Source organism: Roseivirga thermotolerans (genome assembly GCF_014653175.1).
GTDB classification, from domain to species: domain Bacteria; phylum Bacteroidota; class Bacteroidia; order Cytophagales; family Cyclobacteriaceae; genus Roseivirga; species Roseivirga thermotolerans.
In genome coordinates, this window is the sequence record NZ_BNAG01000001.1 from 1118742 (window position 1) to 1133582 (window position 14841).

Sequence of the window (14841 nt, forward strand, 5' to 3'; positions counted from 1 at the left end):
CATTATGAAGAAGATCATCTACGCCCCAATTTTTCTTTTCTTTTCGGTATTTACCTTCGCTCAAAACTCATTTCCAAGCTCAGGGCAGGCCAATATTGACTATGATGCTGCGGCCGCTTTAAAAATCAAGAACTGGAATAGATTTGGATCTACTAATGGCGGACATTATCCATACTGGGGCATGGGTATTGAGCATACGAATGCGGGATGGAACAGTTTTCAGTCAACTATTAGAGGATCCTTGATTCTTAATTGGGGAAATGCAATTCATTTTTCCAGTGCTCCAGCCAATACTACCAACGCCTCCTTAACAACTCATATGTCCATTAATACGCTTAATGGGAATGTGGGTATTGGAACAACAACCCCAAGCGCGAACTTGGAAATCTTTGGTACTGAACCTTCATTAAGGATAAGACCTTCTAGCCCGGATGAGCATGCACGCTTAAAATTGGATTGGGGGACAACTGATGATTCTGGTCTTGAACTTTCTTATCATCCCAATTCTGCCGTTGGTTTTATTGATAACAAGTATGAAAATGAACCCAATAGGGTTTGGGGCGATATTCAGTTTAGGAGAAGAGACTCAGGTGTTATGACACCCACGATGACACTCAAGGCAGAAACGGGTTTTGTAGGAATCGGTACTACTTCCCCTAGTGCCAAATTTGATTTAAGAGACGGGCATTTGTATGTTGGAGATGACACATTTAATAACCCCGGAAGTTGGGGGGCCACAATAAACCTAGATGATAATGTTCATTCACGTATTCTGATTGAAGAGCGAGCTACTGGAGTTCAAACATCTTTGTGGGCTCACACTGGGGGCAATGCAAAGGTTGGGACTATTTCCAATCACAATTTTGGGATTATTACTAATGGTCGTGAAAAGCTTACAGTTCTGACTAATGGCAGTGTTGGGATTGGTACCGTATCTCCTAATGAAAAACTGGAGGTGAACGGCAACGCACTTTTCCAAGGTAATATAGAATCCATGAAGGTAAAGGTTACCCAAACCCCGGGTAACTGGCCTGACTACGTTTTCTCCTCAGATTACAAACTCAGACCCTTAAACGAACTTGAGCATTTTATCATGCAAAACCAGCACCTACCTGAAGTGCCTTCTGCTCAGGAGATAGAAGCTAACGGCCAAGACTTGGGGGATATTCAGGCAGTTCTCTTGAAGAAGATTGAAGAGTTGACATTGTATGCCATCCAGCAAGAAAAGAGACTTGAGACTTCAGATGCCAGATATCATAAGTTGGAAAGCCAATACAATGAGCTTAAAGTTCTTTTACAAGAAATCATCAAAAACCAAAAACAATAAATACTATGAAAAAACTTGTCTACGCACTTCTTATACTTCTTTCATCAACTCTAGCATTTGCTCAATGGACAACAAGTGTTTCAGGTATTTACTATAATTCCGGTAAGGTTGGTATCGGTACTGCCACACCTACAGAGAAACTGACTGTAGCAGGCAATATAAGGCTTTCCAACTATGCCTATCAGGAATTTACAATTGGCAATACTAAAGGCTATATATGGGGTAATCATGACTACAGTGGTACAGCAGGAGCTTTTCAGGATGATTTGGTTATTTCAGCTAACTGGCAAGGTGTAAATTCTAATAGTGACAATATTGTCAATTCCAGTAGTTTCCTTAGAAATGGAGCAATAAGTGTAGGTAGACATGGAATAAGATTTTTTATGTCTGACAATTCTACATCTGCTCCAAGTGAACGCATGACTATTGCATCTAATGGCAATGTTGGTATAGCAACTTCCAGCCCAGGAAAACTTTTGGAATTGGGATCTAATACTGGCCGTCAAGGCTATATTCGTTTAAGAAGTCCAGGAAACTCTTATGAGGGTAATATATATCACACTTCAGACTATAGTCTATATTTTGATACCAATAGTAATCAAAGACCTATAAGGATTGATGGGTCTGCACTGATTACGGGTATGACAGGCAACGTTGGTGTAGGAACCACCTCCCCAAATGAAAAACTCGAAGTTAACGGCACCATCCGCTCCAAAAAGGTTAAAGTTGAGGCATCGCCTTGGCCTGACTACGTTTTCTCCTCAGATTACAAACTCAGACCCTTAAAAGAGCTGGAACAATTTGTCCAGCAAAACCAACACCTGCCAGAGGTACCATCTGCTCAAGAGATAGAAGCCAACGGTCAGGACTTGGGAGATATTCAGGCAGTGTTATTGAAGAAGATTGAGGAGTTGACTTTGTATACTATTGAGCAGGAAAAAAGACTTGAGACTTCAGATGCCAGATTTCAGTCTTTAGATTCCAAATATCAGAAGTTGGAGAGTGAGAATGCAGAGTTGAAAACAATGCTTCTTGAGATGAAGAAAGAAATTGAAACCATTAAAAACCAAAAACAATAAACATTATGAAGAAGACACTTTTATCAGCGATCGTACTATTTATCAATTCATTTATGCTGGCCCAAAGCAATACTTTTCCATCAAGTGGAAATGTGGGTATTGGTACTTCAAGCCCAGCATATAAGTTAGATGTAAAAGGAAGTGGTTGGATTGGTAATGGACTGAATGATGGGATTTACGTTGGTACTGGAAATCACGCTATTTGGACTCGTACTGGTAATACTCTTGGAAAGCTTGTCCTCTTTTCTGGCAATGCCGATCGACTGACTATTGATGGTGATAATGGTTATGTTGGGATTGGGACTTCCTCTCCAACAAAACTACTTGAAGTCAATGGGGATACCAGAATTGGAAATCTTACATCAAGAAACTATCTCAAACTTTCATCATCACTATGGCCAGAGGTAAGATTTCAGACTCCGAGCAATGATGAAAGTATTCGGCTTGGTATGGCTCATTCCAATGATTCAAATTATGGAATTGAAGTAGGTGATTTCTATGTGTGGTCAGATTTAGTTAATCAAATGCCTTTAATAGTCAGAAGAAATGGAGATTTATCCCTAAGTCTTCAAGGGGGTAACGTTGGTATTGGAATGTCATCTCCAAACGAAAAGCTTGAAGTCAACGGCACCATACGCTCCAAAAAAGTAAAAGTAGAAGCAACCGGTTGGCCTGACTACGTTTTCTCCTCACATTACAAACTCAGACCCTTAAAAGAGCTGGAACAATTTGTCCAGCAAAACCAGCACCTACCCGAAGTGCCCTCTGCCAAAGAAATAGAAGCCAATGGCCAGGACTTGGGAGATATTCAAGTGGTGCTTTTAAAAAAGATTGAGGAGTTGACGCTATACCTTATTCAGGAGAATAATGAAAACTCAAACCTCAAAGAGCAAATCACAAGAGTGGAAGGCGAAAATCAGGAATTAAGAGAAGTGCTTGAGGAACTGAAGAAGGAAATAGAAGCTATTAAAAATCAAAAACAATAAACACTATGAAAAAGACTCTTTATTGTCTGCTCATTTTTTTCTCTTCCGTTCTGGTCTGCGCTCAATCAACGGTTATTTCTGATCGTCTTCAATTCGCAGGAACCAATACTTTAAATACAAGTCTAACTCATGGGCAAATAATCTCATATAATTGGGGGAGCCTCCAATTAGCCAGTAGATCAAATGCTGATAAACATATGTCTTTTCATACAGGAATCGGAGCTATTGAGAGAGTCAGAATTGAACCTAATGGGAACGTGGGAGTAGGAACTACAACCCCTTCTTCAATACTCCATGTCAATGCTCCCATAAATCACTACTCAGACGATGGCTCAAAAAGCACACTTAAACTTGCTTACAATAACACTGATTACGCAAGACATTTTATTGGAACAAACTGGGACTATTACATTGAAAACCCATATTCAAGCACGGCAAGGGGTGGGGTTCATATTCGCACGGCCGGAGTCACTCGAATGAGTATTGCAAAAGACGGCCGCATCGGCATAGGAACTAATACTCCAACGGCATCACTTGATATAAATAATGGAATATTAAAGGTTAGGGGTAATTCATCACTTGGTCAGGAATCCGCAAGGTTTATTGTAGACACAGGTACTTCATCCGGCCATGTATTAATGGTGTTGAGAAATACTCCTAATGGTGAGGTTTTAAGGGTTAATGGAAGTGGCTCAATGATTCTCAATGGAGATTTAGAATCTAAAAAAGTCAAAGTCACCCAAACCCCGGGTAACTGGCCTGACTACGTGTTCTCTTCAGATTACAAGCTCAGGCCATTAAACGAACTTGAGCATTTTATCATGCAAAACCAGCACCTACCTGAAGTGCCTTCTGCTCAGGAGATAGAAGCTAACGGCCAAGACTTGGGGGATATTCAGGCAGTGCTTTTAAAGAAAATTGAGGAGTTGACGCTTTATACCATTGAGCAAGAGAAAAGACTTCAGACTTCAGATGCCAGATTTCAGGCTTTAGATTCCAAATATCAGAAATTGGAGAGCGAAAATAATGGGTTAAAAAGTCTGCTTCTCGAAATGAAGAAAGAGATTGAAACTATTAAAAACCAAAAACAATAAACATTATGAAAAAGGCTCTTTATTCCCTACTAATTCTTCTTGCTACAACTTCCTTATTTGCTCAATGGACAACCAGTGGATCGGATATATATTATAATTCTGGTAATGTTGGGATTGGTTTAGACGACCCTCGAGTTAAACTCCAAATATCAGGTTCTGTTGAATCGCATGGGGCTCTAATATCAAAATTTAGTAATCTAAGTCCCAGTGATTTCATTACAAGTAATACTTATCGAAGTTTTACTGCCTCTGCTTATACAGATGGGAGTGGAGTTTCCATCAGTAGATATTTTAATTATCGGTCAGTACATGGAGGATATGTAGATTATAATTCTCAGGGTTATGGATTCTACAGTCAGGGTGCTTATCCTCGGATGTTCATGGAAGTCATTTCGGGAAACCATGGGGCGTATGGTTACTTGCCAAGTGACTCCCCAGTAAGAAATGGCTATATCTATCAGCAGATTAAAGGGCCTTCGGGGAGTGGTTTAAGTACTCCAATCAAAGCGACATCCTCCAATTCATCTTTTTTATGGGGTGTTAAATCAAATGGTGATCTCATTGTTGATCATAATGTTGGTATTGGCACGACATCACCCTCAGAAAAACTCGAAGTCAACGGCACCATCCGCTCCAAAAAGGTTAAAGTTGAGGCATCGCCTTGGCCTGACTACGTTTTCTCCTCAGATTACAAACTCAGACCCTTAAAAGAGCTGGAACAATTTGTCCAGCAAAACCAGCACCTACCCGAAGTGCCCTCTGCCAAAGAAATAGAAATAAATGGCCAAGATTTGGGAGATATTCAGGCAGTTCTTTTGAAAAAGATTGAGGAGTTAACTTTGTATCTCATTGATGAGAATAAAGAAAACGAAGCCTTAAAAAAGGAGAATCAAGACCTAAAAGAATTGTTATTGAGCTTGAAGCAAGATGTAGAAATTCTAAAAACCAAAGTGAACTAAATCACTTTGGCTTAAAAAACATAGTTAGGATTCTCATTAAAAAGTATCCTGCAAATGGCAGAATGGGTGTGGCATAAGTATATGCCCACCAAATTTCAGAGGCATTATCCTGTCCGCTGAAGCTGGCCGACCAGTTGCCTGAAAGCAGATAGGTTACGGGAATCCAAAGAACTCCTAGAACTAAGCTCGCTAGAACACAGATTCGAAATACTTTAAGCGGAATTGGATGAACTTTCCTGGTACTTCTAATGATGAGAAAGTTGAGAGGAAACAGCACGAACATAACCGCAGTCATTAAGTTGCCCCAAGGCAAACTACCTCCTTCCACGACCGGCATGGTCAATAGGGGCGATCCTGTGGCCAGTGAGGTTATCACAAACATCTGAATGAGCACTGAGGCAAGAAAGAAGTATTTGATTCGTTTATTGTTCATCTTAAACTTCAACTTAAAAACAATGAACAAAGCTAACACACTTTTGCTGGCAATACTGCTATTCTCAACACCATCATTCGCTCAAAATAAAGCTCCTCAAATTCCTGATATACTTTCCGAGAAACACTGGGCGTACATTCCTGGACATGCAGGTGAGGCTGGATTTTATATGGCAAAGTTTGAGACAAGAGTAGTAGACTACAGGAGGTTTTATGGAGATGGTGGAGAAAAGAACACTAAACATGAACCAGAAGTAAGTGTCTGGAACTTTCGGAAAAACCTCGATGAATCCAAGCTCATGCACTACTATGAGCATACAGCTTTTGACAATTATCCAATTGTTGGTGTAGACTTAAGTGATGCCAAAGCCTATGCTGAATGGCTTACTGTAGCATATAATAATCAACCGAAACGTGAGTTCAAGAAAGTCCTTTTCCGCTTGCCAACTGAACAAGAATGGGAATGGGCAGCTCGAGGAGGTAATGATGTTGCTCCTTTTCCCTGGGGTGGACCTTACATTAGAAACTCTAAAGGAGATATTCTCGCCAATATTTTAAGAGTAAGTGACACCAACATAATCAGCCAAGTTCAAGAAGGTGGTTCAATTGAATTTAGCCTTGCTCAGGAACAGATTGACAAAGTCAACCCCACCAGCTACACGAGCCCGGTAAATCAATTTATGCCAAATCGCTATGGCTTGTACAACATGAGCGGCAATGTGAGTGAAATGACAACCTCACCTTATAGTGAAGGAAAAAATTCAACAGTGGCTAAAGGAGGAAGTTATCTTCAAACACCCTATTGGGCTATGATAAGTTCAAGACAGGAGTTCTCCAAGCCAACTGCTTATACTGGTTTCAGATTGGTAATGATGGTGGTTGAGAAGTAGTTTTATGTTTGAAGTCACTTTGAACTTAAAACATTGAACTAGGATCACCCCCCAATCCACTCAGCTACAAACAGGTTGGTATCTCTTGTGCCACCATTGTTTCTGTTAGATGAGAACACAATGTATTTGCCATCATTGGAGAAGACTGGGAAAGCATCGAAAGTCTCATCTCGGGTGATTCGGGTCAATCCAGTTCCATCAATATTGATCATGTACAGGTTAAAAGGGAAGCCTCTTGTAGCCGTGTGATTACTGGCAAAAATGATTTTCTCCCCTGAAGGATGAAAAAACGGTGCCCAATTGGCCTGGCCAAGATCTGTGAGTTTCCTTAGGTCGCTTCCATCCGCATTGCAAATGTAAAGCTCCATATCCGTTGGCATTACAAGCCCTTGTGCTAACAGGTCTTTATATTCCTTTATTTCTTCTTCAGTTTTTGGTCTGGAAGAGCGAAAAATCAGCTTCGAGCCATCAGGAGAGAAAAATGCACCCCCGTCATAGCCCAACTCGTTGGTAATTTGCTTTACATCCGAACCATCTATATTCATAGTAAAAAGCTCCAGATCGCCTGTTCGCATTGAGGTAAAGACAATCTTATCCCCCTTAGGAGAAACAGTTGCTTCAGCATCATAACCCGGCTCGTTGGTCAACTGACTTATAATATTGCCATCAGGGTCAGCAGTGAAAATGTCAAAGCTCGGATAAATAGGCCAAACATATTTACCATCGGCTCTGCGCTCAGGTGTAGGAGGACAAGCTTCATCACCTAAGTGGGTGGAGCCATAGACAATGGTTTGATTGCCCGGTAGAAAGTAGGAGCAGGTAGTTCTGCCGAGTCCCGTACTTACCATTGTCGGTTTGTTGTTTTTTAGATCATCGTTGCGCCAGTCGGTCACAAAAATCTGGTCGCAGTTCACTCCCCATTCTTTATAATCACTTTGGAAGACCAGAAACCTGTCATCAAAACTCCAATAAGCCTCGGCATTGTTGCCACCAAAAGTAATCTGCCTTATGTTCTTAAGGTATTTCATCTCTTCGGGGTGAAGAAGAAGAGAGTCGGTGGCCGATCGGGCCTCGCTAGTAGAAGACTGGTTAGATTCTTTACCGCCACAAGAGAGAATAGCCAAGGCGACTATCAGGAAGGAGAAACGTTTCATTAAATTGAAATTTTCGATAATGCCGCGAAGATAATCATTATTATCTTTGGCCTTAAAACCGATGCCATGAAGATGCCACTGTTCGTGTTGGTGATAGCGCTGATCGCTGTAGCCTGCACCGATTTTACCACTGATAAAGAACTTTTAACCAGACTCAAACAGGATGTGGAGTATTTGGCCAGCGATGACCTGGAAGGGCGTGCTATTGGCACAGATGGTGAGGTGTTAGCGGCCCGATACATTGCTGATAAGTTCAAAGAAATAGGGCTTGAGCCAAAGGGCACCGACAAGTACTTTCAGGTTTTTCGGGTAAACAAGCCTACAAATCCACATGAACAGGCCGTAATTGGAACCAACGGTGAAGGCATTGCAGGTAGAAATGTAGTAGGTTTCATTGACAACGGAAAACCATTTACTATTGTGCTGGGAGCACATTACGATCACCTTGGCTATGGCAGTGAGGGTTCCTTGTATAGGGGAGAACCGGCCATTCATAATGGAGCCGATGATAACGCCAGCGGAACAGCGGCACTCATTCAATTGGCAAGAATTCTGAAAGAGAAGAAGTCAGACTATAACTATTTGTTCATTGCCTTCTCCGGAGAGGAGAATGGGCTATGGGGTTCCAATTACTTCTCTAAAAATGCAACGGTGGCGGTGGACAGCCTCAATTTTATGATTAACATGGATATGGTTGGGCGCTTGAATAAAGAAAAAAGCCTGGCCATTAATGGTGTTGGCACCAGCCCGGTATGGAAAGATGTACTCAATAAAATTAATTATGACTCGCTGAAGCTGGTTACCTCGGAGTCAGGGGTTGGGCCATCAGACCATACCTCTTTTTACCTGCAAGATATTCCCGTATTGCACTTCTTCACCGGTCAGCATGAAGACTACCACAAGCCTTCGGACGATGCCGATAAAATAAATTATGAAGGTATGGTAAAGGTGATTCGTTTCATAGAGCGCCTTATGGGTGAGTTAGATTCCAAAGAGAAGCTTGAGTTTACTAAAACCCAGGACAATAGTGGAGACTCACCACGTTTTACCGTAACCCTTGGTGTAGTTCCGGACTACCTGTATGATGGAGAGGGCATGAGGTTAGATGGTGTTACCGATGGAAAGCCTGCCGCCATGGCTGGCATGCAAAAGGGTGATGTGGTAATAAAAATGGGCGATTCTACCATAGTGGATATGATGAGCTACATGCGCGCGCTCAGCGCCTTTACTCCGGGTGATGAGACCACCGTTCAATATAAACGCGGAGACCAGATTAGTACAGTAAAAGTTAAGTTCTAGCTTCTATTCTCCCCATTGGGCGTCTGCCTAAAGCAGAATTTTTGAAAATGTTTCATTAGACGGCTTCGTTTGGAACTCTTTATTGGAACGATTGTTCTGAATTAGTAATTAAAATTTTGGAACATTCATTCTAATTAACCAACATGAGCAAATTAAAAAACAAAGTAGCCGTCATTACAGGTGGCAGTACAGGGATTGGGCTGGCAACAGCCAAACTATTTTTAAGAGAGGGAGCCCGCGTTGTCATTACCGGCCGAACATTGGAAACACTGGAAAAAGCACAAAGAGAGATTGATGATGACAACCTTCAAATTGTGCAGTCCGATACTTCAGACCTTACGGCCATCGATACACTTGCGGGTAAGTTAAAGGCAAGCTATGGCCAAATAGACATTCTTTTTGCCAATGCAGGTATAGCTTGGTTTGCACCGATAGAGCAAGTAGATGAGGCTTTTTTCGATGCTCACTTCAACACCAATGTAAAAGGCCTTTTCTTCACCATTAAAAAGCTATTGCCTCTAATGAACAATGGAGGAACCATCGTGCTTAATGCCTCAGCGGTTATTCACAAAGGTTTCGAAAATAGCTCGGTATACTCGGCCACCAAAGGGGCTGTCAGAAGTTTTGCCCGTACCTTGTCGGCTGAGTTGGCTCCACGCCATATTCGGGTGAACACAGTGAGCCCCGGTCCGGTGGAAACACCCATTTACAACAAAATGGGAATGACTGAAGAACAGCTTAGGTTAATGGCAGAAGATTTTGCCAACCGTGTACCGCTGAAGCGATTTGGAAATGCCGATGAGGTGGCCAATACCGTATTGTTTCTGGCCTCTTCAGACTCCTCCTTTATAGCCGGAGAAGAGATTTTGGTGGATGGCGGGATAGCTACCATCTGATAATTTTAGTTATTTTTGGAACGATCGATTTGAAAATGAGATCGTTATGGCCAGGAAGAAGAATTTTGATGAGCAGGAGGTGTTGGATAAGGCACTACAACTCTTTTGGCGCAAAGGTTATCATGCCACCTCCATTCAGGATTTGGTAGACGAGCTCGGCATCAATAGAGCCAGTATGTACGATACCTGGGGCGATAAACATCGTCTGTACCTTGCGGCACTGAAACGCTACCGCCAATATGCTTCTTCCTGGTTTTTAGAAGAAATCAGATCTGAAAAGCCCGCCCGGCAAATCATAGAAAACTTTCTTAAGCACTTGGTCAACGACATGATTGCCGATGCAGACAGAAAGGGCTGTTTTGTGGTGAATTCAACCACCGAACTGGCGACTATGGATAAAGAAGTACAGGCCATGGTGGAAGAAAACAGACGGACGGTAGAGCAGGTTCTTGCCGAACTCATTAAAGAAGGTCAGGCCAGTGGCCAATTCTCTTCGGCCCACTCTCCCGAGTCATTGGCACGGTTTATTTTTAGTGTAATTAGCGGTATTCGAGTGGTTTGTAAAACGCAAATCTCCAATAGAGAACTTCAGGAGGTCATCGATATCACACTTTCGGCATTAGATTAATCAGAATCACTTTTCTGATTAGTCATTTTATCTATATTAGAAGCCAATTTTTGGATTATGGCACGTGTAGTATCGGTTTTTTTAGAGCGCAATCAGTTTAAGATTCTCAGAATTTGCATTGGGGTGCTTTTTTTGTGGTTTGGGGGCCTGAAGTTCTTTCCCGGCCTTAGCCCTGCTGAAAGCCTGGCTTCTGAAACGGTAGACATTTTAACCTTGAGACTACTGCCTGACGCCATGATACTTCCCAGCCTGGCACTCTTAGAGGTAGCTTTAGGCGTTATGCTGGTGTTTACGCGCGAATTCAGGTTTACTTTTTGGTTATTGCTCTTTCACATGCTTTGTACCATTATGCCAATGGCCGTATTGCCCGAAGTTACCTTTCGTTCCTTTCCGTTTCAATTGACCATAGAAGGACAATACATTGTAAAAAATATTGTCATTATTAGTGCTGCCTTTGTCTTGCTCTTTCATCATAAAAGCAATCGAATTCACAATTAATTGCGGGGAGGAGAACTTTTCATACACTATTTCATTTAAGTTAAGATGAATGGAAGGAGCTGGGAAGCCTCCTTTCGGTCGGTGGTTGCTATGCTCAAAATCACAAGCACCAGCGGCACTTCTGAGTAAATCCATTTAAGTTAGTGTATCAAAAAAGTACAGTAGGTTGACATACGATCTGATTATTATAGGAGGAGGGCCAATAGGAATGGCGTGTGCTATAGAGGCAAAAAAGGCCGGGCTCTCATACATTGTGTTAGAAAAGGGTGTACTGGTCAATTCCATTTATAATTTTCCTACCAACATGACCTTCTTTTCTACCTCTAATTTATTGGAGATAGGTGGAGTTCCTTTTATTGCTCACAACGATAAACCCACCCGCAGAGAGGCTCTGGAATATTTTAGAAGAGTACAGGAAAGTTGGGGGCTCCGAATACAATTGTATACGGAGGTGCTGCGCATGAAGCGCAGTGGAGCAAACTATCTTTTGCATACATCTAAAGGAGATTACGAGGGCCGCCATGTGGTGGTGGCCACCGGTTTTTATGATACCCCACGCCTGCTCAATGTGCCAGGAGAAGAACTTAAAAAAGTAAAACACTTCTATGATGATCCACACCCCTATGTAGATCAGAAAGTTGTGGTTGTAGGAGCGGCCAACTCGGCTTGCGATGTAGCCTTAGAAACCTACTACAAAGGTGCAGAGGTAACAATGGTGATTCGAGAGCAAGAAATATATCCTAAAGTAAAATATTGGATCAGACCCAACATAGAGAACCGAATTAAGGAAGGTAGTATAAAGGCGTATTTCAATTCGAGAATTGTGGAGATACGGCCTTCGGAGGTAGTACTGGACACTCCTGAAGGAGAGCGTATTATAGCCAATGACTTTGTGCTGGCTATGACCGGCTACATGCCTAATTATAAGCTGTTTGAGCAACTTGGGCTACCCATATCCGATGATGAGGACAAAACGCCTTTGCACAACCCTGAAACGCTTGAGACCCCATTACCGGGAGTATATGTAGCGGGAGTTATTAATGCCGGCTTACAAACCAGCAAATTGTTTATTGAAAACACACGAGTTCATGCTCAAATAATCTTAGCGCATATGGTAAGCAAAGATTCGGTCTCTGCCTAAGTACCGAATCTTTGCATGCGTGGCTATTCGTAGCGTAAGCTCTTAACCGGGTTGGTGCTTGCGGCCTTTAGTGCATGGTAACTCACCGTGAGCACAGTAATGAAAAGTGCGGCTGCTCCTGCCAACACAAAAACCATGGTTCCAATAGCAATTCTGTATTCAAAGCCATTAAGCCAGTCGTTCATGAACCAATTGGATAAAGGCGCTGCAATGACAAAACCAATGCCTACCAGCACCAAAAAACTCTTAGACATAATAAGCATCAGGTTGCCAAGGCTGGCTCCAAGTACTTTACGTATGCCTATCTCTTTTATGCGCTGCTCGGCTGCAAAGCTGGCAAGCCCAAAAAGACCCAATAAAGAAATAAAAATAGCTATGCCTGAGAAATAGTTGGCCAACAACCCAATGGTTGTTTCTCCACGGTATAAATTCTCATAGCTCTCATCCAGAAAATTATAAGTAAACGGATAGTTGGGGTTCATCTCTTTGGCAAGGTTTTCCAGGTGTTCTATTCCTGCCTGAGTATTGCCCCCATCCATTTTGGCAATGAAATAGCTGGCATTTTCCGGTCTTAGAGAAATAACTATCGGGTCAATGCTTTGGTGAAGAGAGCTAAAGTGAAAGTCCTTTACAATACCAATTACCTTACCCGTTCTGCCCCAGAAAGTAATGGGATAATTAAGTGGGTTTTCTACGTTCATGGCCTTTGCGGTCTGCTCATTAATAATTACGTGCAGCGAATCGGTAGCCAGGTTAGGGTCAAAACTTCTTCCCTCAATAATTTCCATATTCAGGGTTTCAATAAAGTTATGGCCTACCTGCAAAACGTTGAACAAGGTTTCGTTTTCCTCCGTTTTGCCTTCCCATCGATATCCTCCGGAGGTAGAAGAGCCAATATTGATGGGCGTATTGCTAGAAACGGTAATGTTGCTGAAGTTAGGGTTGTCTAGCACCCGTGCCATAAACAGGCGAGCGCTTTCTTCACTGGCAAGGTCGCCCTCAATTGGTAAGTAAACAATGTTTTCCTTGTTGTAGCCCAGGTTTTTATTCTTCACAAACTCCATTTGTTCATGAATAACCAGTGTGGAGATAATTAGAAAGGTGCTAATGACAAACTGAACAATGACTAACCCTTTGCGCAGTCCGTTAGACCAACCTGAAGTTTTGAAACTTCCTTTTAACACACTAACCGGTTTGAAGCCCGACAGGAAGACTGCCGGGTAGCTGCCCGCTAGTACGCCCACTACCAAACCAAGACCCAGTAGCAGTGCCAATTGGTTGATGTTCTCAAAATTGAAGCTTAAATGACCATTAATAAGCTCGTTGAGCGAAGGCACAAGCAGGGCCACAAGCAGGCCGGAAAGGATTGCCGAAATAATGGACATGAGTACCGACTCGCCAATGAACTGAAAGACCAGTTGTCTGCGCGATGAACCCACCACTTTTTTTACCCCTACCTCTTTGGCTCGTTTGGTAGAACGGGCGGTGGCCAGGTTCATAAAGTTTATGCATGCAATTACCAGAATGAAAACCGCTACAATACTAAACAGCCTTACATACACAATGCGACCACCTGAAGCCTTGCCATTTTCAAAGCTTCCTTTCAGGTACATGTCTTTGAAAGGAAAAAGAAAAAGGTCTACCACCGAACCCTCATTTTTCTCCTTTACGTAGCCTTTTATTTTCTTATTAAACTCCTGGTAATCTACACCGGCCTGGAGTTTTACCACTCCGCGAATGCCATTGTTGCCCCAGTCTTGCAACCAGGCATTTCGTTCTCCCCACGGAGCGTAAGGCATTACAAAGTCGAATTTTAAGGAAGCGTTCAGGGGAGCATCCTCATATACTCCTCCCACTTTGTATTCACCCCAACCATTTACCGTCAGGGTTTGCCCAATAGCAGGTTCTTGCCCAAAAATTCTTTCTTTGAGACTTTTCGAAAGGTAAAGTACCGAAGGTTCGGTCAACGAGTTTTCGCGTGTTCCTTCTATAAATTCGTTGCTGAAAATATGGAAGAAATCTTCACTGGCCACCCGGCCTCGCTCCTTAAAACTCTGTCCGTTGTGTAAAAACAGGCGCTCCTGCTCCCAGGTGAGTTGGCTAAAATATTCTACCTCAGGCATTTCCGCCTTCAGAGCATCTTTTAGCGGTCCGGGATTGGCCGAGGTGGTGAAAATTGTCCCCGAGTAATCCTGGTTTTCCATTACCTGATAGATGCGATCTATGTCCTGATGAAACTGATCTACCGATCGTTCGCTTTGCACATAGAGGAATAGCAGCATGCTGGCTGTTATGCCAACCGTTAGTCCAAGAACATTGAGAAAAGCATAGGCACGTTCCTTCCAGAAAATGCGCAGAGCAGTTTTAATGATTGTTTGTAGCATGGTTTGAGTTTTTTGACCAAAAAATGAATTCAGTCGGAAGACGATTTCTGCCTGAATTCATTACACAGACCTCA

At 42.5% G+C, this 14841-nt stretch carries 13 protein-coding genes; 11 read left to right on the forward strand and 2 right to left on the reverse strand.

Annotation, left to right across the window (positions count from 1 at the left end; genetic code table 11):
- Positions 1 to 4 precede the first annotated feature (4 nt).
- The 6 genes from IE164_RS04805 (at position 5) to IE164_RS04835 (ending at position 6767) form a co-directional block, all read left to right on the forward strand.
- Positions 5 to 1327: a hypothetical protein gene (locus IE164_RS04805; protein ID WP_189629036.1), complete on the forward strand. Its 1323-nt coding sequence runs from the start codon at positions 5 to 7 to the stop codon at positions 1325 to 1327.
- 5 nt (positions 1328 to 1332) lie between these two features.
- Positions 1333 to 2406, forward strand: coding sequence for a hypothetical protein (locus IE164_RS04810; RefSeq protein ID WP_189629037.1), 1074 nt, complete (start codon positions 1333 to 1335; stop codon positions 2404 to 2406).
- Between the two features lie 5 nt (positions 2407 to 2411).
- Complete coding sequence (locus IE164_RS04815; RefSeq protein WP_189629038.1) at positions 2412 to 3392, forward strand: hypothetical protein; 981 nt, start codon at positions 2412 to 2414, stop codon at positions 3390 to 3392.
- A gap of 5 nt (positions 3393 to 3397) precedes the next feature.
- Positions 3398 to 4486, forward strand: a complete 1089-nt coding sequence (locus IE164_RS04820; RefSeq protein WP_189629039.1) for a hypothetical protein — start codon at positions 3398 to 3400, stop codon at positions 4484 to 4486.
- Between the two features lie 5 nt (positions 4487 to 4491).
- Positions 4492 to 5445, forward strand: coding sequence for a hypothetical protein (locus IE164_RS04825; protein ID WP_189629040.1), 954 nt, complete (start codon positions 4492 to 4494; stop codon positions 5443 to 5445).
- A 386-nt stretch (positions 5446 to 5831) separates the two neighbouring features.
- The gene (locus IE164_RS04835) at positions 5832 to 6767 is read left to right on the forward strand and encodes a formylglycine-generating enzyme family protein (protein WP_229838525.1); all 936 of its coding nucleotides are present in this window, start codon (positions 5832 to 5834) and stop codon (positions 6765 to 6767) included.
- A gap of 44 nt (positions 6768 to 6811) precedes the next feature.
- Here the strand turns inward: IE164_RS04835 and IE164_RS04840 are convergent, their stop codons facing one another.
- Complete coding sequence (locus IE164_RS04840; protein ID WP_189629043.1) at positions 6812 to 7921, reverse strand: TolB family protein; 1110 nt, start codon at positions 7919 to 7921, stop codon at positions 6812 to 6814.
- 66 nt (positions 7922 to 7987) lie between these two features.
- On the opposite strand from IE164_RS04840, the gene IE164_RS04845 reads away from it, so the two are divergent.
- From IE164_RS04845 to IE164_RS04865, 5 genes are all read left to right on the forward strand, one after another.
- Positions 7988 to 9220, forward strand: a complete 1233-nt coding sequence (locus IE164_RS04845) for a M28 family peptidase (RefSeq protein WP_189629044.1) — start codon at positions 7988 to 7990, stop codon at positions 9218 to 9220.
- A 143-nt stretch (positions 9221 to 9363) separates the two neighbouring features.
- Positions 9364 to 10116 (forward strand): SDR family oxidoreductase, encoded by a 753-nt coding sequence (locus IE164_RS04850; protein WP_189629045.1) that lies wholly within the window; start codon positions 9364 to 9366, stop codon positions 10114 to 10116.
- 46 nt (positions 10117 to 10162) lie between these two features.
- Entirely contained in the window at positions 10163 to 10744 is a 582-nt protein-coding gene (locus IE164_RS04855) for a TetR/AcrR family transcriptional regulator (protein ID WP_189629046.1), read from the forward strand.
- Between the two features lie 57 nt (positions 10745 to 10801).
- The gene (locus tag IE164_RS04860) at positions 10802 to 11242 is read left to right on the forward strand and encodes a hypothetical protein (RefSeq protein WP_189629047.1); all 441 of its coding nucleotides are present in this window, start codon (positions 10802 to 10804) and stop codon (positions 11240 to 11242) included.
- Between the two features lie 166 nt (positions 11243 to 11408).
- Positions 11409 to 12383, forward strand: a complete 975-nt coding sequence (locus IE164_RS04865; protein ID WP_189629048.1) for a YpdA family putative bacillithiol disulfide reductase — start codon at positions 11409 to 11411, stop codon at positions 12381 to 12383.
- 23 nt (positions 12384 to 12406) lie between these two features.
- On the opposite strand, the gene IE164_RS04870 is transcribed toward IE164_RS04865, so the two are convergent.
- Entirely contained in the window at positions 12407 to 14767 is a 2361-nt protein-coding gene (locus tag IE164_RS04870) for an ABC transporter permease (RefSeq protein WP_189629049.1), read from the reverse strand.
- Positions 14768 to 14841: the final 74 nt, after the last annotated feature.

Coding starts and splice junctions, on each gene's coding strand:
- IE164_RS04815 (WP_189629038.1), top strand. CDS start 2,412: ATGAAGAAGACACTTTTATCAGCGATCGTACTATTTATCAATTCATTT.
- IE164_RS04840 (WP_189629043.1), bottom strand. CDS start 7,921: ATGAAACGTTTCTCCTTCCTGATAGTCGCCTTGGCTATTCTCTCTTGT.
- IE164_RS04835 (WP_229838525.1), top strand. CDS start 5,832: ATGAGCACTGAGGCAAGAAAGAAGTATTTGATTCGTTTATTGTTCATC.
- IE164_RS04850 (WP_189629045.1), top strand. CDS start 9,364: ATGAGCAAATTAAAAAACAAAGTAGCCGTCATTACAGGTGGCAGTACA.
- IE164_RS04820 (WP_189629039.1), top strand. CDS start 3,398: ATGAAAAAGACTCTTTATTGTCTGCTCATTTTTTTCTCTTCCGTTCTG.
- IE164_RS04825 (WP_189629040.1), top strand. CDS start 4,492: ATGAAAAAGGCTCTTTATTCCCTACTAATTCTTCTTGCTACAACTTCC.
- IE164_RS04860 (WP_189629047.1), top strand. CDS start 10,802: ATGGCACGTGTAGTATCGGTTTTTTTAGAGCGCAATCAGTTTAAGATT.
- IE164_RS04805 (WP_189629036.1), top strand. CDS start 5: ATGAAGAAGATCATCTACGCCCCAATTTTTCTTTTCTTTTCGGTATTT.
- IE164_RS04845 (WP_189629044.1), top strand. CDS start 7,988: ATGAAGATGCCACTGTTCGTGTTGGTGATAGCGCTGATCGCTGTAGCC.
- IE164_RS04870 (WP_189629049.1), bottom strand. CDS start 14,767: ATGCTACAAACAATCATTAAAACTGCTCTGCGCATTTTCTGGAAGGAA.
- IE164_RS04810 (WP_189629037.1), top strand. CDS start 1,333: ATGAAAAAACTTGTCTACGCACTTCTTATACTTCTTTCATCAACTCTA.
- IE164_RS04855 (WP_189629046.1), top strand. CDS start 10,163: ATGGCCAGGAAGAAGAATTTTGATGAGCAGGAGGTGTTGGATAAGGCA.